Raw genomic sequence first — 23,036 nt, 5'->3', positions numbered from 1 at the left:
GTGGGGGTCCTCTCGGGATTCGGGGGTGCAGCGGGGGTGATCACGGATGTGCGCGGCAGGGGGTCAATCGACTAGCAAGAGCACATGGCGGTGTTCGTCGCGCTCGGCGCGTTCCTCATGACACTCTTCGGTGGCTGGGTGGCGCTGCGCGTCACGGACCGCCGCCACCTCGTCCTCGGACTGGCCGGCGGGCTGATGCTCGGCGTCGTCGGACTGGAACTGCTGCCCGAGGCGCTGGAGGCCGCGGGCGGCGAGGTGTTCGGCGTACCGCGGGCCCTTCTGCTGTTCGTCGGCGGCTTTCTGGTGGCGCACCTGGTGGAGCGCCTGCTCGCCGTACGCCGGGCGGCGCACGGCGCGCACCTCCCCGAAGCGGGGAGCGTGTCCACCGGGGACGGACCGGCGACGGGCGGACGAGTCCCTCAGGTGGGACTGACCGCCGCGGGCGCGATGGTCGGGCACAGCCTGCTGGACGGCATCGCGATCGGCGCCGCCTTCCAGGTCGGCGAGGGCATGGGGACGACCGTCGCGCTCGCCGTCGTCACCCACGACTTCGCCGACGGGTTCAACACGTACACGCTCACCAGTCTGTACGGGAACGCGCGCCGCAAGGCCGTGGCGATGCTGTTCGCGGACGCACTGGCCCCGGTGGTCGGTGCGGCGTCCACTCTCCTGTTCACCCTTCCGGGGGAACTTCTGGGCAGCTACCTGGGCTTCTTCGGGGGCGCGCTGCTCTACCTCGCGGCCGCCGAGATCCTGCCCGAGGCCCACCACGACCACCCCGCCCGCTCCACCCTGCTGTGCACGGTCGCGGGGGTGGCGTTCGTCTGGCTGGTGGTGGGCATCGCGGGCTGAACTCACAACTTTCCCCCGCGACCGCCGTCGCGCCGCGGGGGCGCGATCAGCGTGGACAGGTACGGCAGGGACCCGCCCTCCGCCAGCTCGGAAGCGGGCCGGATCGATTCCTCGGGCAGCCCGAGCGCCGAGCCCCACACCGCGTCCTCGGTGCGCCCGGTCTCGCGCAGTGCGGTCGCCACCTCGCCCGCGAGCCGCCCGAACTTGTACGCCACGACGGTTCCCGGGCCCTCCAGCGCCTCCTTCAGCACACCGGCCCCGGCCGTCACGGGAACGAGCGTCAGTGGTTCCGTCCCCTCCGTGAGCACGGCCCCGCTGCGGGCGGCGAGATCCTGCATGGCGGTGATGCCCGGCACGGTCACGACCTCCGTCCCCGGCACCAGCCCGGCGATCGTCTGCGCGAGATACGTGAACGTCGAGTAGACGTTGGGGTCACCGATCGTCGCGAACGCCACCGAGCCGTGCTCCCGCAGGAGTTCGGCGACCCGGGAGCCCGCCGCGTCCCAGGCGGCCTCGCGCCGCGCCCGGTCCTCGCGCTCGTTGAGTGCGAAGACGACCCGGACGATCTTCGCCGCGTCGACGTAGTGCAGCACGGTCGCCTCGGCCCGCCCGCGCTCGCCGCTGTCCATCACCGGTACGACCACAACGGCCGCGTCCCGCAGGGCGTTGACGCCCTTGACGGTCACCAGCTCGGGATCACCGGGCCCGACTCCGACACCGGTCAGCCTGGTGACCGGCCCCTCCACGCCACTCAACCCGCTCATCCCGCACACCTCTCGACAAATCTCATGGCCATCCCTGGCTCGGCAGCCCAGTGGGTATGCAGATAACTCGCATGCACACCCAGTTGTACGAACCCCTCGACCCGCCGCTCCGGCAGGTGCATCCCCCACGCCGGAGCCGCTCCCGCCCCGGGCTCGATCACGGTCCGGTGGAACTCGTGGCCGCGCAGCCGCGTTCCGGTGGCCGCCAGCGAACTGTCCGACACGGCGACCGCCTCGCGGTACCCCAGGGTCAGCCGCTCCGACATCCGCGCCCCGGCGTCGAGCACCCCGCACATGGGCTGCCCGTCGAGGGACCGCGACAGGTACAGCAGCCCCGCGCACTCCGCGGCGACGGGCGCCCCCGACCGGGCCAGCCGCGCGACGGCCTCGCGCAACGGCTCGTTGCCGGACAGCTCCGGGGCGTACACCTCGGGGAACCCGCCGCCGACGACGAGCCCACGGGTCCCCGGGGGCAGGGCCTCGTCCCGGAGCGGGTCGAACGGCACGACCTCCGCGCCGGCGGCGGCCAGCAACTCACCGTGCTCGGCGTACGAGAAGGTGAACGCCGGCCCGGAGGCGACGGCGACCACCGGTCGCCCGCTCACCGCGCCGCCGACCCGGGCCGCGGGGTCCCAGGCGTCCGCACCGAGCTCCGGCGCGCTGCGCGCCAGCGCCAGCAGCGCCTCCAGGTCGCAGCCCGCGCGCACCTGCTCCGCCAGCGCCGCGACCGCGTCGACCGCTTCGGCCCGCCGCTCGGCGACCGGGACGAGGCCCAGGTGCCGCGAGGGCGTCCGTACCTGACGCTCGCGCCGGAGGGCGCCCAGCACCGGCACGCCCGACGCGTCGAGCGCCTCCCGCAGCAACTCCTCGTGCCGCGCGGACCCCACCTTGTTCAGGATCACACCGCCGATCCGCACCTCGGGGTCCCAGGAGGCGAAACCGTGCACCAGTGCCGCCACCGACCGCGACTGCGACGACGCGTCGACCACCAGCACCACCGGCGCCCGCAGCAGCTTCGCGATCTGCGCGGTGGACGCCAGTTCGCCGTGGCCCGAGGCCCCGTCGTACATGCCCATCACGCCCTCGACGACGGCGAGATCGCACCCGGCCGAACCGTGCGCGAAGAGCGGCGCGATGAGCTCCGTACCGCACAGGTACGCGTCGAGGTTGCGCCCTGGACGGCCGGTGGCCAGCGCGTGGTACCCGGGATCGATGTAGTCGGGCCCCACCTTGTGCGGCGACACGGCGAGCCCGGCGGCCGCGAAGGCGGCCATCAGCCCCGTCGCGACGGTGGTCTTCCCGCTGCCCGACGACGGCGCGGCGACGACGAGACGTGCTACCACTCGATGCCCCGCTGCCCCTTCTGGCCCGCGTCCATCGGGTGCTTGACCTTCGACATGTCCGTCACCAGGTCGGCGGCCTCGACGAGCTTCTCCGGGGCGTTGCGCCCGGTGATCACGACGTGCTGGGTGCCGGGCCGGTCCCGCAGCACCTCGACCACCTCGTCGGTGTCCACCCAGCCCCAGTGCATCGGGTACGCGAACTCGTCGAGCACGTACAGCTTGTACGTCTCGGCGGCCAGGTCGCGCTTGACCTGCTCCCACCCCTCGCGCGCCGCCGCCTCGTTGTCGAGCTGCGCGTCGCGCTGGACCCAGGACCAGCCCTCGCCCATCTTGTGCCAGGCGACGGACCCGCCCTCGCCGCTCGCGCCCAGCACCTTCAGCGCGTTCTCCTCGCCGACCTTCCACTTCGCCGACTTGACGAACTGGAACACCCCGATCGGCCACCCCTGGTTCCAGGCGCGCAGCGCGAGCCCGAACGCGGCGGTCGACTTGCCCTTCCCGATCCCCGTGTGCACGACGACCAGCGGCCGGTTGCGGCGCTGGCGCGTGGTGAGTCCGTCGTCCGGTACGACGCTCGGCTGTCCCTGCGGCATCAGGCCGCCCTCCTGTTGGTTTCCTGTACGTCCTTGACGAGCCCGGCGATGCTGTCGGCCCGCAGCTCGTCGAGCGTGACGGCCGTGCCGCCCAGCTCGCGCGCCAGGTCGCCGGCCAGCCCCAGCCGCACCGGACCCGACTCGCAGTCCACGACCACCGAGGCGACGCCCTCCGCCTCGTGCAGCCGGGCCGCGCGCGCCGCCAGCGCCACCGGCTCCGGCCCGCCCGTCGCCCGCCCGTCGGTCACGACCACGAGCAGCGGCCGCCGCGAGGGATCGCGCATCCGCTCCACCCGCAGCACGTCGTGCGCCTTCAGCAGCCCGGCGGACAGCGGCGTACGGCCGCCCGTGGGCAGCGTCTCCAGCCGGACGGCCGCCGCGTCCACGGACGACGTCGGCGGAAGCACGAGCTCCGCGTCCTTCCCCCGGAACGTGACCATCCCGACCTTGTCCCGCCGCTGGTACGCGTCCAGCAGCAGCGACAGCACCGCGCCCTTGACCGCGCTCATCCGCTGCCGGGCGGCCATCGAACCGGACGCGTCCACGACGAACAGCACCAGGTTCCCCTCCCGCCCCTCGCGCGTCGCCTGCCGCAGATCGTCCCGCCGCACCACCAGACCGGGCCCGCTGCGCCCCCGCGCCCGCTGGTGCGGGGCGGCGGCCTGCACGGTCGCCGCGAGGTGCAGCTTGGTGAGCGCGCCCCGCGGCCGGCGGGCCCCGGTCGTGCGGCCGTGCTCGGTACGGGCCCGGGAGCGGCGCCCGGCCGCCCCCTCGCCGAGACCCGGCACGCTCAGCGTCTTCGTACGGAACGGCTCCCCGGCCCGCGCGGCGGCCTGCTCGCCCCCCGAACCCGCGGGCGCGTGCTGCCCCTCGCCGGCGTCCGGCTCGGCCTCACCGGGTTCGTCCCCGTCCGCCGTCCCGGGCGAATCGTCACCGTCCCCCTGCGGCGGCCGGCCGCCTCCGCCGGGCCCGTCGGGATCCGGATCGGGATCGTCCTCGTCGGACCCGCTGTTCTGCTCCAGCGTGTCGTCCAGCTTGTCCTCGTCGAGCCCCGGCGCGTCGAAGGGGTTGCGCCGCCGCCGGTGCGGCAGCGCGAGCAGCGCGGCCTGCCGTACGTCCTCGGCCAGTACGTCGGTGCGCCCGGCCCAGGCCGCCAGTGCGGTCGCCGTACGGGCCATCACGATGTCCGCGCGCATCCCGTCGACCTCGAAGGCCGCGCACGTGGCCGCGATCTGCCGCAGTGCCCCGTCCCCGAGCCGCACCTCGGGCAGCAGCGCCCGCGCGGCCACGATGCGGGCCCGCAGCGCCGCCTCCTCGCCCGCCCACCGCGCGGCGAACCCGGCGGGGTCGTCGTCGTACGCGAGCCTGCGCCGTACGACCTCCACCCGCTGATCGGTGTCCCGCGAGGCGGACACCTCCACGGTCAGCCCGAACCGGTCCAGCAACTGCGGCCGCAGCTCGCCCTCTTCGGGGTTCATGGTCCCGACGAGCAGGAACCGCGCGGCGTGCCGCACGGACACGCCCTCGCGCTCGACGTACGACGCGCCCATCGCGGCGGCGTCAAGCAGCAGGTCGACCAGGTGGTCGTGCAGCAGGTTGACCTCGTCGACGTACAGGATCCCGCGGTGGGCGTCGGCCAGCAGGCCCGGCTCGAACGCCTTGACGCCCTCGGACAGCGCCCGCTCGATGTCGAGCGCGCCGACGAGCCGGTCCTCGGAGGCGCCGACGGGCAGCTCGACCGTCCGCGCGGGGCGCGACACTCCGCCCCCCGCCTCGTGCGGCCCGTCCGGGCACGCCGGGTCGGGGGAGCCCGGGTCGCAGGAGAACCGGCACCCGGCGACCACCGCCACCTCGGGCATCAGCGCCGCCAGGGCGCGCACGGCGGTCGACTTGGCGGTGCCCTTCTCGCCGCGCACGAGCACACCGCCGACGGCGGGCGAGACGGCGTTCAGCAGCAGCCCGAGCCGCAGGTCGTCCTGCCCGACGATGGCGGTAAAGGGGTACGGCGTACTCAAGAGGAAGCCTCCACTTCAAGCTGGTTCAGGGCACCCGGAACGCACTGCGGCCCGCTCACGCGTCGTCCCCTTCCAGGTCGCCTTCGAGCTCCAGGTACGTGGCCCGCAGCCGCTCCAGCGTGTCCGCGTCCGGCTCGGCCCACAGCCCGCGCTCGGCCGCCTCCAGGAGCCGCTCCGTGATGCCCCTGAGCGCCCACGGGTTGGACTTCTTCATGAAGTCCCGGTTCTCCGGGTCGAAGACGTACTCGCTCGACAACTTCTCGTACATCCAGTCGTCGACGACCCCCGCGGTCGCGTCGTACCCGAACAGGTAGTCCACCGTGGCGGCCATCTCGAAGGCGCCCTTGTAGCCGTGCCTGCGCATGGCCGCCATCCACCGGGGGTTGACCACGCGCGCGCGGAAGACGCGGTGCGTCTCCTCGCCCAGCGTCCGGGTCTTCACCTGGTCCGGCGTCGCGCTGTCGCCCACGTACGCCTCGGGGGACTCGCCCGTCAGGTGCCGCACCATGGCGACCATGCCGCCGTGGTACTGGAAGTAGTCGTCCGCGTCGACGAGGTCGTGCTCGCGGGTGTCGACGTTCTTCGCGGCCACCGCGATCCGGCGGAACGCCGTCTCCATGTCACCGCGGGCGGCCCTGCCCTCCAGGCCGCGCCCGTACGCGTAGCCGCCCCACACCGCGTACACCTCGGCCAGGTCCGCGTCCGAGCGCCAGTTGCGCGCGTCGATCAGCGGCAGCAGACCGGCGCCGTACGCCCCCGGCTTCGAGCCGAAGATGCGGGCCGTCGCGCGCCGCCGGTCGCCGTGCTCCGCCGTGTCCTCGTCGGCGTGCGCCCGTACGAAGTTGCGGTCGGCGGGCTCGTCCAGTTCGGCCACCGCGCGCACCGCGTCGTCGATCAGCCCCACCACGTGCGGGAACGCGTCCCGGAAGAAACCGGAGATGCGCACCGTCACGTCGATGCGCGGCCGTCCCAGTTCGTCCAGCGGCACGATCTCGAAGCCGGTCACCCGCCGCGAGGCGTCGTCCCACACCGGCCGGCAGCCCAGCAGCGCCAGGATCTCCGCGATGTCGTCGCCCTGGGTGCGCATCGCGGACGTGCCCCACACCGTCAGGCCGACCGACTTCGGGTAGTCGCCGGTGTCCGTCAGGTACCGCGCCACCAGCGAGTCGGCCAGCGCCTGCCCGACCTCCCACGACAGCCGCGACGGGATCGCCTTCGGGTCGACGGAGTAGAAGTTGCGCCCGGTCGGCAGCACGTTGACCAGGCCGCGCGTCGGCGACCCCGAGGGCCCGGCCGGTACGTAACCGCCGTCCAGCGCGTGCAGGATGTTGCCGATCTCGTCCGTCGTACGGGCCAGCCTCGGCACCACCTCGTCGCACGCGAACCGCAGCACGGCCACGGCGTCCGGCAGTTCGACGCCCAGGACCTCGCCCACCAGACCGGCGGCCTCCGCCGCGTCCCAGCGCCGCTCCTCCATGCCCTCCGCGAGCCGCCGGCACAGCTGCTCCAGCAGGTCGATCGCGTCCGCGCCGGTGCGCGCCGGACCGTCCACCAGAGCCGTCAGCCCGTCCGGCACCTTGACCGGCGCGCCCGGCTCGCCCAGCAGCTCCTTCTCGACCAGCCCGAAGTGCTCCGCCAGGCAGGCGCGCAGCCCCGGCAGGGCGTTGGCCTTGCCGCCCCACACCTGCGAGGCACGCAGCACGGCGAGGACCAGGTTCACCCGCGCCTCGGCCTCCGGAGCGCCGCCCAGGATGTGCAGGCCGTCGCGGATCTGCACGTCCTTGATCTCGCACAGGTAGCCGTCGATGTGCATGACGAACTCGTCGAAGTCGTCGTCGTCCGGCTGCTCGTCGAGGTGCAGGTCGTGGTGGAGCTGGGCCGCCGTCACCAGCGTCCAGATCTGCGCCCGTACGGCGGGCGCCTTCGCCGGGTCGAGGTCGCTCACCAGCGCGTACTCGTCCAGCAGTTGCTCCAGCTTCGCCAGGTCGCCGTACGTGTCCGCCCGCGCCATCGGCGGCACCAGGTGGTCCACGACCGTGGCGTGCCCGCGCCGCTTGGCCTGCGTGCCCTCACCGGGGTCGTTCACGATGAACGGGTAGATCAGCGGCAGTTCGCCCAGGACGGCGTCCGGGCCGCAGCCCGCCGACAGGCCGAGGCCCTTGCCCGGCAGCCACTCCATCGTCCCGTGCTTGCCCATGTGCACGATCGCGTCCGCGCCGAAGCTGTTCTCCAGCCATCGGTACGCCGCCATGTAGTGGTGCGACGGCGGCATGTCGGGGTCGTGGTAGATCGCGATCGGGTTCTCCCCGAAGCCGCGCGGCGGCTGGATCATCACGACGACGTTGCCGAACTGGAGCGACGCCAGCACGATCTCGTCCCCGTCGACGTACAGCTGCCCGGGCGCCTCGCCCCAGTGCTCCAGCATCCCGTCCCGCAGGTCCGGCTCCAGCGCGTCGAACCACGCCTGGTAGTCCGCGAGCGGCACGCGCGCGGGCGCGGCGGCGAGCTGCTCCTCGGTCAGCCACTCCACGTCGTGGCCACCGGCGTTGATGAGCCGGTGGATCAGCTCGTCGCCGTTGTCCGGGTGGCCCTCGACGGCGTACCCCGCGTCGCGCAGGGCGTCGAGCACCCGGATCGCGGAGGCGGGGGTGTCGAGGCCCACGGCGTTCCCGACGCGCGAGTGCTTCGTGGGGTACGCGGTGAACACGAGCGCGAGCCGCTTCTGCGCGTTCGGCTTGTGCGCCAGCCGGGCGTGCCGTACGGCGATGCCGGCGACGCGCGCGGCGCGCTCGGGGTCCGCGACGTACACGGGAACGCCGGCCGCGCCCTCGCCGTCCTGCTCCTTGAAGGAGAACGGCACGGTGACGAGCCGCCCGTCGAACTCGGGAATGGCCACCTGCATCGCCGCGTCCATCGGCGACAGCGCCGCGTCGGACGCCTCCCAGGCCGCGCGCGACGAGGTGAGACACAGGCCCTGGAGCACGGGCACGTCGAGATCCGCGAGCGCGCCGACGTCCCACGCCTCGTCGTCCCCGCCGGCCGACGCGTCGCTCGCGCGCGTGCCGCCGGCCGCGAGAACGGTCGCGATCAGCGCGTCGGCCTTTCCGAGTTCCGCGTACAGCTGCGGATCGGCACTGCGCAGGGAACCGCAGAACACGGGAAGCGCGTTCGCGCCCTTCGCCTCGATCTGCTCGCACAGCACGTCGACGAACGCGGTGTTGCCGGACAGCTCGTGCGCCCGGTAGAACAGCACGCCGACCGTAGGACGGCGGTCGTCGTACGAACGCGTCCCGTGTACGCCCCACTCGGGCATCTTCCGCGGTTCGGCGAAACCGATGCCCGTGAGCAGCACGGTGTCCGACAGGAACCTGGCCAGCTCGACCAGGTTCTCCGGTCCGCCCTCGACGAGGTAGCGCAGCGCCTCCGCGACGACACCGGCCGGCACGGACGACTCGGCCATCAGCTCGGCGTCGGGCACGCTCTCGCCGCCCAGCAGCACGGTCGGAATCCCGGACGCCTTCAGGGCGGCGAGCCCGTCCTCCCAGGCGCGCTTGCCGCCCAGCAGGCGGACGACGGCCACGGAAGCGCCTTCGACGAGCGCGGGCAGGTCCTGCGCCGGGTCGATACGGGTCGGGTTGCCGATCCGGTACGGGCCGCCGGAGGCGCGCGCCGCCAGCAGGTCCGTGTCGGCGGTGGACAGCAGCAGCACCGTGTGGCCGTTCCCGGTGTTTTCGGTGCTCTCGGTCTCAGTGCTCATGCGGGCGCTCCAGGTGCGATGAAGGGAAGTCCTGAGGGCGCGCCCGACTCGATGAGCCGCAGCAGCGCGTCCGTATCCGCGTGTTCTTCGATCAGGTCGCCGAGGCGGTCGAGCTGCTCCTCGCGCAGCGCCCCGAACGAGGTGTCCGGCGCCGGTACGAAGCGGCGCCCCGCGGCGGTGGCCACCTCGCGCAGGAACGCGCGCCGGAACGCGTCGCTCTCCAGCGAACCGTGCCAGTGCGTGCCCCAGACGGAACCCACCCGGCATCCGTCCAGGAACGGCTCGCCGTCCACCACGTCGGCGACCCCGTGGTGGATCTCGTAGCCCTCGACGGGCTCGCCCAGCGCGCTGCCCACGGGCCGCGCCAGCGTCTTCTCGACGGCGAACCGCACCCGCACCGGCAGCAGTCCGAGCCCGTCCACGGTCCCGGCCCTCGACTCGACGTCGTCCTCGATGCGTTCGCCCAGCACCTGGAAGCCGCCGCAGATGCCCAGCACGGGACGGCCCTCGGCCGCCCGCCGCGCCAGCGCGGCGGCGAGCCCGCGCTCGCGCAGCCACTGAAGGGCCTTCACCGTCCCGCGCGTGCCCGGCACCACGACCAGGTCGGCGTCGGCCAGTTCCTCGGCCCGGTCCACGAACCGCACCACGACGCCCGGTTCGGCGGCCAGCGCGTCCACGTCGGTGAAGTTCGACATGAGCGGCACCGCGCACACGGCGACCCGCAGCACGTCGTCCCCGACCGGCGGCGCGACGACCGACTCCCGTACGGCGCCCCGCAGCGACACCCGGAGCCCGTCCTCCTCGTCGATGCCGAGACCGTGCGCGAAGGGCAGCACTCCGTACGTACGCCGGCCCGTCAGGCCCTCCAGCATGTCGAGCCCGGGTTCCAGCAGCGAGACGTCGCCGCGGAACTTGTTGACCAGGTAGCCGGCGACCAGTCCTTGGTCCTCCCGGCTCAGCAGCGCCGTCGTACCGAAGAACGAGGCGAACACCCCGCCCCGGTCGATGTCGCCGACGACGACCACCGGGAACCGGGCCGCTCGCGCGATGCCCATGTTCACGATGTCGGTACGCCGCAGATTGATCTCGGCCGGACTGCCCGCCCCCTCGCAGATCACGGCGTCATAACTGCCCCGCAACTCCCGCAGGCAGTCCGTCACGGTCCCGAGCAGCGCTTCCTGACGCCCGCCGTGGTAGCCGCGGGCGCTCATCTCGCCCACCGGCTTGCCCATCAGCACCACCTGGCTGCTGCGGTCACTGCCCGGCTTGAGCAGAACGGGGTTCATGAGCGCCGTCGGCTCGACCCGCGCGGCCTGCGCCTGCATGGCCTGTGCCCGCCCGATCTCCGCGCCCTCGCGCGTCACGAACGAGTTCAGCGACATGTTCTGCGCCTTGAAGGGCGCGACCTTCACCCCCCGGCGCACGAGCCACCGGCAGATCCCCGCCGTCACCACACTCTTGCCCGCGTCGGACGTCGTCCCGGCGACGAGCAGACCGCCCCCCAGTGACCCGCTCATGCGCGTCCCCTTCCTCTCCGTGCGCCCGCGCGTACGGCGCGTCGCAGCGCGCCGAGCGCCGGCCGCCCCCCGACGGCCGCCGCCAGCGCGAGCAGCCCCACGCGGCGCGAAAGCCGCGCCGCCCGCTCGATGTCGGGTACGCCGACGGGCCGCCCGCCGGCATTGAGCACGGGCCGGTGCTCGGTCCGGCCCGCGTACGAGAGCGTCCCGCCGAGCCGTACGCCGAGCGCGCCCGCGAAGGCGGCCTCCACCGGGCCCGCGTTGGGGCTCGGGTGCTTGGCGGCGTCCGCGCGCCAGGCCCGCACCGCGCCGTGCGGGTCGCCGCCCGCGACCACCGCGAGCGCGGCGGTCAGCCGCGCACCGGGCCAGCCGGCCACGTCGTCGAGGCGGGCCGAGGCCCAGCCGTAGCGCAGGTGCCTGGCCGATTTGTGCCCCACCATGGCGTCGAGCGTGTTGATCGCGCGGAACGCCACCAGACCCGGCACACCGCCCACCGCGCCCCACACCAGCGCGCCGACGACGGCGTCCGAGGTGTTCTCGGCGACGGACTCGACGACGGCGCGGGCGATCTGCTGGGCGTCCAGGGCCTGCGGGTCGCGGCCGCACAGATGGGGGAGGCGTTCGCGGGCGACCTCGACGTCCCCGGCCTCCAGGGCGCTGCCCACGGCCCTGGCCTCGCGGCGCAGCGATGTACCGCCGAGGACGGCCCAGGTGGCCGCGGCGGTCAGCGCGACGGCTGCGGCGGGGGAGCGGCGTACGGCGCGGGAGGCGAGCGCGGCGGCCCCGGCGGCGCCTCCGGCGCACACCAGGGTGTGCACCGCGCCCCACCCGCGGTGGTCACGCCACAGCAGGGACTCGACGGCGCCCGCGGCCCGCCCGAAAGCGGCGACCGGATGCCCCCGGCGGGGATCACCGAGAACGAGGTCGCCGAGCAGGCCGGCGGTGGCGCCGTACGCGAAGATGCGATCGGCACGCATGGCTCAGCCGGCCGATGCGCCTCGAAGCGCTGTCGTGCATGTACTCACAGGTATGACGGAACGGCAGCCAGGCATGGCGGTATGTCCTCACTCAGGGTCCGCGCCCTGGTTCGACGTGACCGGCGGTGAGAGTTCCTGGCTTCCGGGGAGTCGTGCTCCCCGGTCACAGTGGCGGGACCGCGCCGGTTTCGCACCGGGCTTCCTCTCGTGCCGCCGTATTTCGGCTCGGGAAGTCCACCACGCTCCGCGAACGCCGTCAACTTGCCGTTGACCTGCGGCGGGAGAGTGTGCTGAGGCACACAGAGACCGCCCCGTCGGCGGCCGCGAGGGGCCGGGGACGGGGCGGTCTCTGTGCTGGTTCGCCCGGATTCGGGCGGCGTGTCAGACGACGATCAGGTAGATGCCGAACGCCACGGCCGCCGCGCACAGCGCGAAGCAGGCGTACGCGCCGGTGCGGGCCAGGGCGGCGGAGCCGCCGCCCTGGGCGGAGGCGCTCTCCTGCTTGGAGAGGCCCACGATGCCGAGGGTGAACAGGCCCACCAGTGCGACGGTCGCCAGGAGGCTGACGCCGAACACGGAGCCGAGTGCTGCCCAGTCGATCTTCATGCTGCTGTGTCCCTGTCCTTACACCGCGGCCGGGCTGGCCGGCTCCGCGGAGCTGCCGGCCTGGGCCGGGATAGCGGTCTTGAGGTCCTCGGCGGCGAGGGCGCCGGCCGTGGGCGGCACGCTGACGGCCGCCATGGCGGTGGTCACGACGCCCGCGGGCTCGTCCTCCACGTCCACGTCGTTGACGTTGGTGTGGTCGACCACCTGACGGCGGGAGATGAACCAGATCGCGACGCACGAGCCGACGAGGAAGGCGGCCACGGCCGCGACACCCCAGTCGCCCTGCTTGGTCACGTACTCCGAGCCCGCGGCGACCAGACCGGCGGCCGGGAGCGTCAGGCCCCAGGCGACGAACATCCGGGTGGCGGTGGACCAGCGGACCACGCCGCCCTTGCGGCCCAGGCCCGCGCCCATCACCGCGCCGGAGCACGAGTGGGTGGTCGACAGGGAGAAGCCGAGGTTGGAGGAGGCGAGGATGACGCTGGCCGCGCCGGTCTGGGCGGCGAAGCCCTGCTGCGGCTGGAGGTCGGTCAGGCCCTTGCCCATGGTGCGGATGATGCGCCAGCCGCCGAGGTAGGTGCCCAGCGCGATCGCGACGCCGGCGGACACGATGACCCACAGCGGGGGGTTCGAGCCCGGGGCGAGGATGCCGCCGGCGACGAGCGCCAGCGTGATGATGCCCATCGTCTTCTGCGCGTCGTTCGTGCCGTGGGCCAGCGAGACCAGGCCCGCCGAGGTGATCTGACCGGCGCGGTAGCCCTTCGCGGTCGCCTTCGGGTCGGCGTTGCGGCCGATGCGGTACGTCAGCCGGGAGGCGAGGTACGCGGCGAGGCCGGCGACGAGCGGGGCGGCGATCGCGGGGATCAGCACCTTGGTGACGACGGTGCCGCCGTTGACGCCGCCGAAACCGACCGACGCGACGGTGGCGCCGACCAGGCCGCCCATCAGGGCGTGGGAGGAACTGGACGGCAGGCCGATCAGCCACGTCAGCAGGTTCCACAGGATGGCGCCGACCAGCGCCGCGAAGATCACTTCGGGTGTGATGCCCTCTTCGGTCACGATGCCGCTGGAGATCGTCTTGGCGACCTCCACGGACAGGAACGCGCCGACCAGGTTGAGCACGGCGGACATGGCCACCGCCGTCTTGGGCTTCAGGGCACCGGTCGAGATGGTGGTCGCCATCGCGTTCGCGGTGTCGTGGAAACCGTTCGTGAAATCGAACACGAGAGCTGTCACGATCACAATCGCGAGCAGCAAGGTGATGTGTTCCATTTACCCAGGCAATCGTTTGACGTCAGTGGCACGTGGAACGTAGGCAACCTGGGTGAACGGAAGGTGAACTGGGCCCGGCGGTGTGGTGACCCGAACCGGCTCGTCGAGATTCCGCTTGTGGTCCGAAGGGCGCCGAACCGGGCATTCCGGGGGCCCGGCGGTCCCGGGCCGGTCTCCGGGACCGGCCGGAAGACCGGTGGAAGAGATTCCGATCACCCCCCGCGACTCCGCTGGCAGGATCTCCCGCATGACCGACATGGATGCGCAGCGGCCGGAAGCGATCGAACGGGCGTGGGGCGAACTGGTGGCCACCGCTCGCAGGACCGTGCACGACGGGCTGGTGGTCGGCACCTCCGGCAACGTCTCCGTACGCGTCGGCGGACTCGTCCTCGTCACCCCGAGCGGAGTCCCGTACGACCGCCTGCGACCGGAGGACGCCCTCGCCGTCGACCTCGACGGCGAGCGGGTGCTGGGCGGGCTCGCTCCCACCAGCGAACTGCCGCTCCACCTGGCGGTCTACCGGACCACGCGAGCCCGCGCCGTCGTCCATACGCACGCCGTGCACGCCACCGCCGTCTCCACCCTGGTGACCGAGCTGCCCCTCGTGCACTACATGGCCGCCGCCCTCGGCGGCCCCGTCCGCACCGCCCCGTACGCGACGTACGGCTCGGCTGAGCTGGCCGAGAACATGCTGGCGGCCCTGCGCGACCGTTCCGGCTGCCTGCTGCGCAACCACGGGACCGTCACCTACGGCGACACGCTCGACCAGGCGTACGACCGCACCGCGCAACTGGAGTGGATGTGCCGCCTGTGGCTCACCGCGAGCGCGGTGCCGGGCCGTGAACCGTCCCTGCTCTCCCGCGAGCAGCTCGCCGAGGCGCAGGAGAAACTGCGCGGTTACGGCCAGCGCGGCTGACGCCCCCGCGACGGGCCCGGTGCCGCGACACGCGACCGTCCGGCCCCGCCCACTGGCCCCGCGCCCCCCGGATGCGGACACTGGAGCGATGCGCCCGGCTACAGCGACGGCAGCGGCCGTCACCTCCCTCCTCGGCGCCGGTGCGGCGGCGGTCGCGGCCGGCCGCTACGCCGGCGGCGCCGCGCTCAGGGCGTCGGCCGGCAGGCCGCTGCCGGCCGACCCCCGGCTGACCGTCCACGACGCGGCCGACGGCCGGATCACCCTGACCCGCTGCCTGGCGTCCCTGCGCCCCGGCACGTACGGCATCGAGGGCCCCGGTGTCCACGCGGTCGTCGGCCCCGTCCTGGAGGGCGTGCCGCACACCCCCGACACCGTCGTACGCCGTCTGGAACGCGTCAGCCACGGGACCCTCGCCGCCGGCGCCCGGGTGCGGCTGACGCCGCAGCTGCACGTCGGCGACCCGCGCAGCGCCCTCGGCATCGACCACGCCGACGTGGAAATCCCCGGCGAACTCGGTCCCCTGCCCGCCTGGTTCCTGCCGGGCGCCCGCAGCACCTGGGTGATCACCGTGCACGGACTGGGCACCACGCGGGCCCAGGCCATGAACCTCATGCCCTTCCTGCGGTCCCAGCACCTCCCCGTCCTCGGCCTCGCCTACCGGGGGGACGCGGGCGCTCCCCGGCCCCCGGGCGGCCTCGGGCACCTCGGCGACTCGGAATGGCGCGACGTGGACGCCGCCATCCGCCACGCCGTCCGCAGCGGCGCCGAGCGCGTCATCCTGCACGGCTGGTCCACGGGCGGAGCCATGGCCGTGCACGCGGCCGTGCGCTCCCCGCTCCGCGACCGCGTCAGCGGACTCGTCCTCGACTCCCCGGTGCTCGACTGGCAGGCCACCGTGCGGGCCCTGGCCGTCGCCCGCCGCACCCCCCGCGCGCTGCTCCCGCTCGCCGTCAGGGCCGTACAGGGCCGCACGGGTGTGCACGGCGACCGCCTGGCCGAGGCGGCGGGCCCCGGCGGGCTGCGGGTGCCGACGCTCGTCCTCCACGGCCCGGACGACACCGTGGCCCCCTGGCAGCCCTCGCGGGAGCTGGCCGGCCGCCTCCCGGGCCTGGTCGTCCTCCACCCCGTCCCGCACGCGCCGCACGCGGCGATGTGGAACGCAGCACCGGCCGTCTACGAAGAGGTCCTGCGCCGCTTCCTGACACCGTTGATGTAACCCGCACCACCGCCGCCGCCCGGAATATCCGGCCCGTCCGGCCGGGAAAGGTTCAAGCCAGACGCCGTCCACGAACGGCAAGTTCCATTCCGTTTGGGCTTTCGGGGCGTGAGCGGAGAGACTGCTCTCCGTGACGTCCCGTACCCCGCGCGACTCCAGGCTCCGACTTGTCCGCCCGCGACCGCTCGCCACTGCCCTGCCCCCGACTGCTCAGGGCGGACACCCGGCCGTGACGCACCGGCGTACCCGACCGGCCCCGAGGCCCCCCGAGGGCACCCCGCCCCCCACGGAACTGGCCCGTCAGGCCAGGGCCGTACTCGCCGACGCCGTACGGGTCGCGCGCTGGGCCTCCCCGTCGCCGCGCGGCGCGGCGTCCCGCGTGGAGCCCGGCCGGGACGGCGCGCTGTCGGCCGCGGCCGTGCAACAGGCAGCGGAGGACCTCGGCCTGACGCCGTCCCAGGTCCGCGCGGCCTGGGACAGAGCGAGACTCGCGGGCCTGATCGAACTCCACGGCGACCGCACCCGGCCCGGCTGGCGGTTGCGCGCCTGGGACCGTGACGACGCGGCCGTGCTGCGCGGATGGGTCGCCCTCTTCGACGCGTGGTCGATCGTCCACCCCGCGCCCGAGGGCATCGCCGCGACCGCCGTCGCCGAGGTCGTGGAAGCCGTTCCCCAGGTGCTCTCCCTCCTCCAGCTCTCGGCCGGCCCGGTACAGGTGCCGGCGCTGCTCGACCTGCTCGAACAGCGCGTCGCCGAACTGCGCGAGGAGCGCTGCGAGGTGCCGTACGGCCCGCAGCCGCTCCCGGCGGCCGACGCCGAGCCCGCCGTCTCCCTGCCGCTCCTCCTCGACTGGGCCCTGGAAGGCCAGGCCGCCGTCGGCGCCCTGACCCTCGGCCCGGGACTCGCCACGCTCACCGCCCTCGGCAACTGGGCGGTCTGGGTCAAGCTGGAACAGATCTGCGTCGCGGCGCAGAGCCCGGCGGGGAACATCGAGCAGTCCGCCGAGGACATGCTGCGCGGCTGCGCCCGCCTGACGCCCGGCCCGGCCCGCGCCGAGTACCGCGCCTGGCTCGCCGCCCGTACGGTCTCCAGCGCCGTGACCGAGCTCCTCGAAGCGGCCCGGGGCGAGGACGCGCTGCTGCGCGGCCTGGCCTTCGACGCGCTGCGGGTGGTCGGGGCCCCGGCGGAGTCCGGCGTGCGGGCCGCGGCCGACGACAGCTCGCTGCGCCCCTACGCCCTGCTGTGGCTGGCGGAGTACGAGGGCGCCGACCCCGAGGACGCCCACGAGGTCCTCACCCGCGAGGAGTCGACCTGGCTGTGGGTGGACACCGCCGCGGCCGTCGCCGACCACGGCGAGACACAGCTGCTGGTACGCCACCTGGACGCCGCGGTGCAGTCGACCGTGCCGGCGCTCCTGGCGGAGGTGCAGGCGATCGGCCACCCGCGCACCGTCCAGGTCCTGGTGGCCCTGGCGGCGGCCCACCCGGACCCGGCGCTGGCGAAGGCGGTACGCCGGGCCGCCTTCCAGGTCCACACGGGCGGCGTGTAGCGCGGCGGCGCGCCCACCGCACCCTCGGGAGCCCGCGGCGGGAACCGGGAGTCCCGGCGGCGGCCCCGCCGGGTCAGCCGCCGAGCGCCGGGGTGTACGTGCCGAAGCTCCAGACGTTCCCCTCGCGGTCCCGGGCCATGTAGTCCCGGGAGCCGTAGTCCTGGTCGGTCGGCGGCATCATGATTTCCACGCCGTGCTCGACCGCCCGCGCGTGGTGCGCGTCCACGTCGTCGACCACCACGTACACCCCCACCGGGCCCGCGCCCGCCATGGCCTCGGCGAAGACGCCCTTGCGGCCGTGCGACCCCACCATCACCGCTCCGTTGCCGTACGCCAGTTCCGCGTGCTCGACGTAACCGCCCTCGCTCTCGTAGAGCGCCACTTCCCGGAACCCGAAGGCGTCCTTGAGCAGTCCGATGGCCGCCTTGGCGTCCTTGTACAGAACCGTCGGGTACATGCTCGGTGCACCGGCCATGCCGATCACCCCGTCCTCTCGTCAGGCGGCCCGTCAAAGCGTCGCGCGTCACGCCGGTCGCGATGTGACGTGCCTCTCAGTCTTCCACCGGCCACTGACAACGCCACTCCCGCCGGGCACGCGCGGCCGAACGGGGGACGCGTCCGCCCCGCCCCGCCGTGTCGGCCGGGCCCGCCCGCCGACCCCCGGCGCCCACGACTACGTTCTGTCCCTGACACATGGGCGGCGCCGCAAGGGGGAATCGTGACGGCCAGCACGTCGACGGCCGCGCCGGCCGGTGGCATCAGCGGTTCCGGCGGCACCCGCGCCGCGGGCGCCACGCCTCCCGTCCGCGCCCTGCGCGACCAGCGCCGCCGCGCGCGGCGCATCGCCCTCGCCCTGCTCGCCGCCGTCCTCGCCCTGCCTCTGGCCACCGCCGCCCACCAGGCCAGAGGCGCCCCGTTCGGCGACCGGCTCACCGCGCACACACGGGCCACGCGCCCCGACCCCGCCCTGCGCATCAGGGGCCGGGCGGTCGAGGCGTACGACGAGACGAGCGGCCGGCGGCACTGGACGCACACCCGCGCGGGGCGCCGCCCCCTTGCCCTGCGGCCCGCCCCCGGTCACGCCTTCGCGCTCTGGAGCGACGGCCTGGTCACCGACACCGCCCGCACCACCGGCCGCACCGTCCACTGGCACCGCGCCGTCCCCGGACTCTCGTCGTGGCTGGCGGCCGGCGGCCCGGCCCGTGCCGCCGGGGTGCTGCACACCCTCGACCCCGCCGCCGGGATGCTCGCCGTCGTCACCCCGCAGCGCATCGCGGCGTACCGCACCCTGGACGGCGACCTGCGCTGGGTGCTGCCCGCCCGGCGCGGCTGTGCCTTCGACCCGCGCCGCACGGCCCGTACCGGCGGCGCGCTGCTGGTCGCCCAGCCCTGCGGCGCCACCGCCCCCTGGACCGACGAACTCGTCGCCGTCGACGATCTCGGCCGGATGGTGCCCGACCGCACCCCTCTGGGTAACGCCCTGCCGGACGGCAACGCCCGCGCCAGAAAAGTAGTTGCGGGCGACCGTTAGACTGGGTCTATGGCAACTCTCCTTGTGCATTAGACGGCGTCGAAGAATCTCCGCCCGTCCCTTCCGCCGTCCATACCGCCCTGGAGTTTTCCCCTTGATCACCGCCTCCGGCATCGAGCTGCGCGCCGGCGCCCGCCTCCTCATCGAGTCCGCCTCCTTCCGCATCGCCAAGGGCGACCGCATCGGTCTCGTCGGCCGCAACGGAGCGGGCAAGACGACCCTCACCAAGTGCCTCGCCGGCGAGGGCACACCGGCCGGCGGCACCATCACCCGCTCCGGCGAGGTCGGCTACCTCCCGCAGGACCCGCGCACCGGCGACCTCGACGTCCTCGCCCGCGACCGCATCCTCTCCGCCCGCGACCTCGACGCCGTCCTGCGCAAGATGCGGGAGAACGAGGAGCGCATGTCGAACGGGCAGGGAGCCACCCGCGAAAAGGCGATGAAGAAGTACGAGCGCCTGGAGACGGAGTTCCTCACCAAGGGCGGTTACGCCGCCGAGGCCGAGGCCGCCACCATCGCCGCCGCGCTCGGCCTGCCCGACCGCGTGCTCGGCCAGCCCCTGCACACGCTGTCCGGCGGTCAGCGCCGCCGCGTCGAGCTGGCCCGCATCCTCTTCTCGGACGCCGACACCCTGCTCCTCGACGAGCCCACGAACCACCTCGACGCCGACTCCATCGTCTGGCTCCGGGACTACCTCAAGAACTACCGCGGCGGGTTCATCGTGATCTCCCACGATGTCGACCTCGTCGAGACGGTCGTCAACAAAGTCTTCTACCTGGACGCCAACCGGTCCCAGATCGACGTCTACAACATGGGCTGGAAGCTCTACCAGCAGCAGCGCGAGGCCGACGAGAAGCGCCGCAAGCGCGAGCGCCAGAACGCCGAGAAGAAGGCGTCGGCCCTCAACTCGCAGGCCGACAAGATGCGCGCGAAGGCTACCAAGACCGTCGCCGCGCAGAACATGGCCAAGCGCGCCGAGCGGCTGCTCTCCGGCCTCGAGGCGGTGCGCGTCTCCGACAAGGTCGCCAAGCTGCGCTTCCCGGACCCCGCGCCCTGCGGCAAGACCCCGCTGATGGCGGAGGGCCTGTCCAAGTCGTACGGCTCGCTGGAGATCTTCACCGACGTCAACCTGGCCATCGACAAGGGCTCGCGCGTCGTGATCCTCGGCCTCAACGGCGCGGGCAAGACGACCCTCCTTCGGCTGCTCGGCGGCGCCGAGAAGCCCGACACCGGCGAGGTCATCCCGGGCCACGGCCTCAAGCTCGGCTACTACGCCCAGGAGCACGAGACCCTCGACCCCGAGCGCTCGGTCCTGGAGAACATGCGCTCGGCGGCGCCCGACCTCGACCTGGTCGCGGTCCGCAAGACGCTCGGCTCCTTCCTCTTCACGGGCGACGACGTCGACAAGCCGGCCGGAGTCCTCTCCGGCGGCGAGAAGACCCGTCTCGCGCTGGCGACCCTCGTCGTCTCGTCCGCCAACGTCCTGCTCCTCGACGAGCCGACGAACAACCTCGACCCGGCCAGCCGCGAGGAGATCCTCGGCGCCCTGCGCACGTACAAGGGCGCGGTCATCCTCGTCACCCACGACGAGGGGGCGGTCGACGCGCTGGAGCCGGAGCGGATCATTCTGCTGCCCGACGGCGTGGAGGACCTGTGGGGCCCGGACTACAAGGACCTCGTCGCGCTGGCCTGACCGAGCCCCGGCCCGGGGGCCGGATCCCCTCCCGCTGGATCATTCGGCTTACCGGTGATCCTTCATCTGAGTGAGTGGCTCTCGTACCCCGGCGTGTCATGCACCGGATCGCGGCCCGCCCCCCTTGGGGCGGGCCCTTCGCGTTCCGCTGATCGTTTACCGGCGCTGACCTGGCCGTTCCTCTCGGGCTTCGTCGATACGTACGACGGAAAAACCACGCCACCGCGCGCCACGATGCCGGCGGGCGGTTCCGGTCGGCCAAACGTTGTTGTACGGACCTTGCCGAATGGGTGGCCAGGAAGCCGGGAAGGGGTGATCATGAGAGTCCAGAGCGCACTTCCTTGAGGAGGCACGGGTGGCCGAGACTCTGAAGAAGGGCAGCCGGGTAACCGGCGCCGCGCGCGACAAGCTCGCGGCAGACCTGAAGAAGAAGTACGACTCCGGTGCGAGCATCCGGGCGTTGGCCGAAGAGACCGGCCGCTCCTACGGATTCGTACACCGGATGCTCAGCGAGTCCGGCGTCACGCTGCGGGGACGCGGCGGGGCGACACGAGGCAAGAAGGCCGCTACGGCCTGACCGCCTCGGGCGGGCCCGGCCCATCGGATTTTGGGCGGTGGCCACCCGGTCGATCGCAGGATCGCCCGGGTGGTTACTGTGCAGTCACTTGATGACGGCACGACTGCCACCCGGACCGGAGGCGCCACATGGCTTCGCTCGACTCTGTGCTCGACAAGGACGGCGTACGACTCACCGTCGAGGACGCCGTTGCCACGGTGACCCTGACCAATGCGGCAAAGCGCAACGCCCAGTCTCCCGCTCTGTGGCGGGCGTTGACAGAAGCCGGACGGTCTCTGCCTGGCGACGTGCGGGTCGTGGTGCTGCGCGGCGAGGGCAAGTCCTTCTCCGCCGGCCTGGACCGGCAGGCGTTCAGCCCCGAGGGCTTCGACGGTGAGCCCTCCTTCCTTGACCTGGCACGCGGCTCCGACGAAGACCTCGACGCGGTCATCGCCGAGTACCAGGAAGCGTTCACCTGGTGGCGGCGCAGCGACCTCGTGACCATCGCCGCCGTACAGGGCCATGCCATCGGCGCCGGTTTCCAGCTCGCCCTCGCCTGCGACCTGCGGGTCGTCGCCGAGGACGTGCAGTTCGCCATGCGCGAGACCAGCCTCGGCCTCGTCCCCGACCTCACCGGCACGCACCCGCTGACCAGCCTCGTCGGTTACGCGCGTGCGCTGGAGATCTGCGCCACCGGACGCTTCGTCCACGCGGCGGAGGCCGAGCGCGTCGGCCTCGCCAACCTCGTCGTGCCCGCCGGAGAGCTCGACGGCGCGGTCCAGGACCTGGCGGCCGCGCTGCTGGCCGCGCCGCGCGATGCGGTGATCGAGACCAAGGCGCTGCTCCAGGGCGCGTCCTCGCGCACGTACGAGGACCAGCGTGTCGCCGAGCGCGCGGCGCAGGCACGCAGGCTCCGCGACCTCGCGGGCCTCGGCGACTGACGCCTCCGGGCTCCCGCCGGCCGGTGCGGCGACCGTCGCGCCGGCCGGCTCATTCCACCCGGGTCACCAGGACGGCCACCGTGGCCCGGCTGTCCTGGGACGCGGCGACCGCCTTGCGCACGGCGATCGCCACCGCGAGCGCGCGGTGGCCCGCCGCCGTCGCCACCTCGACGCGCACGTGGCCGTCGTCGAGATGGACCGGGGCGCCGAGCACACGGGTCAGGCGTGCCACGCCGGGCACCGCCGCGGCGGCGGCCGCCGCGCGCTCGGCCCTGCCGCGCTCCTGCGGCCCGTCCGGACCCTCACCCGTCCCCGCCGTGCCGCCCTCCCCGGTGCCGACTTCCTCGGGGCTGCCCTCCTCGGTGCCGCTCTCCCCGGCCTCGCCCGCCGCAGGCCCGCCCTCCCCGGGTTCACCGCCGGTTCCCCCGTCCGGGGGAGTGGCCGCGACGGGTTCCTGACCCGCCTCCAGCAGGTCCGTCACCCGCAGGTCCACGGCCGTGACCGCGAGGCCCAGCCGGGCCGACGCCGCCTCGCGCAGCGCGAGGCGCAGCCGCTCCGCACGGTGCGGCAGCGGCTCGCCGTCCGCCGTGGCCGTCAGGTCCGCCCGGATGCGCAGCGGCCCCGGCGGCAGAGCTCCGGGCGGCGGCGGAACGGCGGGTTGTGAGGCTGCGTCCGGGTCGGCGAGCCCGATGCGCAGCGACCCCAGCCGCACGCCGCTCAGGCCCGCCGTCGCCTCCCGCAGAACCGCGTCGGCCGCCTTCTCCGCGAGCCACGCGGCGTCCGACGCCTCGCCCAGGGGCAGCAGTCTGCCCAGGCCGAGTCGTTGCCGTACTGCCCGGGTCATTCCGTCAGGTGCCATTGCTCCAGCCTGCCGCATCCCCGGCGCAAGATTGGGCAACCGGCCCTAATCTTGGCAATGGAGTCCAGTACCGCCCGGA

The 23,036-nt window shown here is 73.7% G+C and carries 19 protein-coding genes and 1 riboswitch; of the genes, 8 read left to right on the top strand and 11 right to left on the bottom strand.

The window, feature by feature from the left end:
* The first annotated feature begins 84 nt into the window (after positions 1–84).
* On the top strand, positions 85–852 hold the full coding sequence (locus AC07FK_RS05195) for a ZIP family metal transporter (protein WP_479102722.1): 768 nt from the start codon (positions 85–87) through the stop codon (positions 850–852).
* Positions 853–854: 2 nt separating this feature from the next.
* Here the strand turns inward: AC07FK_RS05195 and cobI are convergent, their stop codons facing one another.
* From cobI to AC07FK_RS05150, 9 genes are all read right to left on the bottom strand, one after another.
* Positions 855–1,616: a precorrin-2 C(20)-methyltransferase gene (gene cobI, locus AC07FK_RS05190; RefSeq protein ID WP_479102720.1), complete on the bottom strand. Its 762-nt coding sequence runs from the start codon at positions 1,614–1,616 to the stop codon at positions 855–857.
* On the bottom strand, positions 1,613–2,959 hold the full coding sequence (locus AC07FK_RS05185) for a cobyrinate a,c-diamide synthase (protein ID WP_479102718.1): 1,347 nt from the start codon (positions 2,957–2,959) through the stop codon (positions 1,613–1,615). The genes cobI and AC07FK_RS05185 overlap by 4 nt, the downstream gene beginning before the upstream one ends.
* Entirely contained in the window at positions 2,953–3,552 is a 600-nt protein-coding gene (cobO, locus tag AC07FK_RS05180; RefSeq protein ID WP_479102717.1) for a cob(I)yrinic acid a,c-diamide adenosyltransferase, read from the bottom strand. Before cobO ends, AC07FK_RS05185 begins: the two co-directional genes overlap by 7 nt.
* Positions 3,552–5,567 (bottom strand): putative cobaltochelatase, encoded by a 2,016-nt coding sequence (locus tag AC07FK_RS05175; RefSeq protein ID WP_479102715.1) that lies wholly within the window; start codon positions 5,565–5,567, stop codon positions 3,552–3,554. Before AC07FK_RS05175 ends, cobO begins: the two co-directional genes overlap by 1 nt.
* A 55-nt stretch (positions 5,568–5,622) precedes the next feature.
* On the bottom strand, positions 5,623–9,324 hold the full coding sequence (cobN, locus tag AC07FK_RS05170; RefSeq protein ID WP_479102714.1) for a cobaltochelatase subunit CobN: 3,702 nt from the start codon (positions 9,322–9,324) through the stop codon (positions 5,623–5,625).
* The gene (locus tag AC07FK_RS05165) at positions 9,321–10,829 is read right to left on the bottom strand and encodes a cobyric acid synthase (RefSeq protein ID WP_479103893.1); all 1,509 of its coding nucleotides are present in this window, start codon (positions 10,827–10,829) and stop codon (positions 9,321–9,323) included. Before AC07FK_RS05165 ends, cobN begins: the two co-directional genes overlap by 4 nt.
* 8 nt (positions 10,830–10,837) lie before the next feature.
* Positions 10,838–11,818 carry a cobalamin biosynthesis protein gene (locus AC07FK_RS05160; protein ID WP_479102712.1) on the bottom strand — a complete coding sequence of 327 codons (981 nt, stop codon included), beginning with the start codon at positions 11,816–11,818 and terminating at the stop codon, positions 10,838–10,840.
* A gap of 129 nt (positions 11,819–11,947) precedes the next feature.
* Positions 11,948–12,023, bottom strand: a riboswitch (cobalamin riboswitch).
* Between the two features lie 176 nt (positions 12,024–12,199).
* On the bottom strand, positions 12,200–12,424 hold the full coding sequence (locus tag AC07FK_RS05155; protein WP_453403573.1) for a hypothetical protein: 225 nt from the start codon (positions 12,422–12,424) through the stop codon (positions 12,200–12,202).
* Between the two features lie 18 nt (positions 12,425–12,442).
* On the bottom strand, positions 12,443–13,696 hold the full coding sequence (locus AC07FK_RS05150) for an inorganic phosphate transporter (RefSeq protein WP_479102710.1): 1,254 nt from the start codon (positions 13,694–13,696) through the stop codon (positions 12,443–12,445).
* A gap of 256 nt (positions 13,697–13,952) precedes the next feature.
* On the opposite strand from AC07FK_RS05150, the gene AC07FK_RS05145 reads away from it, so the two are divergent.
* From AC07FK_RS05145 to AC07FK_RS05135, 3 genes are all read left to right on the top strand, one after another.
* A complete protein-coding gene (locus tag AC07FK_RS05145; RefSeq protein WP_479103891.1) occupies positions 13,953–14,612 on the top strand; it encodes a class II aldolase/adducin family protein in 660 nt (219 codons plus the stop codon).
* 88 nt (positions 14,613–14,700) lie between these two features.
* A complete protein-coding gene (locus tag AC07FK_RS05140) occupies positions 14,701–15,828 on the top strand; it encodes an alpha/beta hydrolase family protein (RefSeq protein ID WP_479102708.1) in 1,128 nt (375 codons plus the stop codon).
* A 130-nt stretch (positions 15,829–15,958) separates the two neighbouring features.
* Entirely contained in the window at positions 15,959–17,377 is a 1,419-nt protein-coding gene (locus AC07FK_RS05135) for a hypothetical protein (protein ID WP_479102706.1), read from the top strand.
* Between the two features lie 73 nt (positions 17,378–17,450).
* Here the strand turns inward: AC07FK_RS05135 and AC07FK_RS05130 are convergent, their stop codons facing one another.
* A complete protein-coding gene (locus AC07FK_RS05130) occupies positions 17,451–17,852 on the bottom strand; it encodes a VOC family protein (RefSeq protein ID WP_479102704.1) in 402 nt (133 codons plus the stop codon).
* A gap of 243 nt (positions 17,853–18,095) precedes the next feature.
* Here AC07FK_RS05130 and AC07FK_RS05125 point away from each other — a divergent pair, with 243 nt between their 5' ends.
* The 4 genes from AC07FK_RS05125 to AC07FK_RS05110 all read left to right on the top strand — a co-directional run bounded on the left by AC07FK_RS05125 (position 18,096) and on the right by AC07FK_RS05110 (position 22,098).
* On the top strand, positions 18,096–18,908 hold the full coding sequence (locus AC07FK_RS05125; protein WP_479102702.1) for a hypothetical protein: 813 nt from the start codon (positions 18,096–18,098) through the stop codon (positions 18,906–18,908).
* A 94-nt stretch (positions 18,909–19,002) separates the two neighbouring features.
* Positions 19,003–20,601: an ABC-F family ATP-binding cassette domain-containing protein gene (locus tag AC07FK_RS05120; RefSeq protein WP_453403566.1), complete on the top strand. Its 1,599-nt coding sequence runs from the start codon at positions 19,003–19,005 to the stop codon at positions 20,599–20,601.
* A gap of 355 nt (positions 20,602–20,956) precedes the next feature.
* Positions 20,957–21,178 carry a helix-turn-helix domain-containing protein gene (locus AC07FK_RS05115; protein ID WP_018518904.1) on the top strand — a complete coding sequence of 74 codons (222 nt, stop codon included), beginning with the start codon at positions 20,957–20,959 and terminating at the stop codon, positions 21,176–21,178.
* 128 nt (positions 21,179–21,306) lie between these two features.
* On the top strand, positions 21,307–22,098 hold the full coding sequence (locus AC07FK_RS05110; RefSeq protein ID WP_479102699.1) for an enoyl-CoA hydratase/isomerase family protein: 792 nt from the start codon (positions 21,307–21,309) through the stop codon (positions 22,096–22,098).
* A 49-nt stretch (positions 22,099–22,147) separates the two neighbouring features.
* Here the strand turns inward: AC07FK_RS05110 and AC07FK_RS05105 are convergent, their stop codons facing one another.
* Positions 22,148–22,957, bottom strand: a complete 810-nt coding sequence (locus tag AC07FK_RS05105) for a nucleopolyhedrovirus P10 family protein (protein ID WP_479102697.1) — start codon at positions 22,955–22,957, stop codon at positions 22,148–22,150.
* Between the last annotated feature and the right edge of the window lie 79 nt (positions 22,958–23,036).

Source organism: Streptomyces sp. NPDC046122 (genome assembly GCF_056429965.1).
The sequence above is the reverse complement of the archived record's forward strand: the minus strand, read 5'-3'. Positions and strand labels throughout refer to the sequence as shown.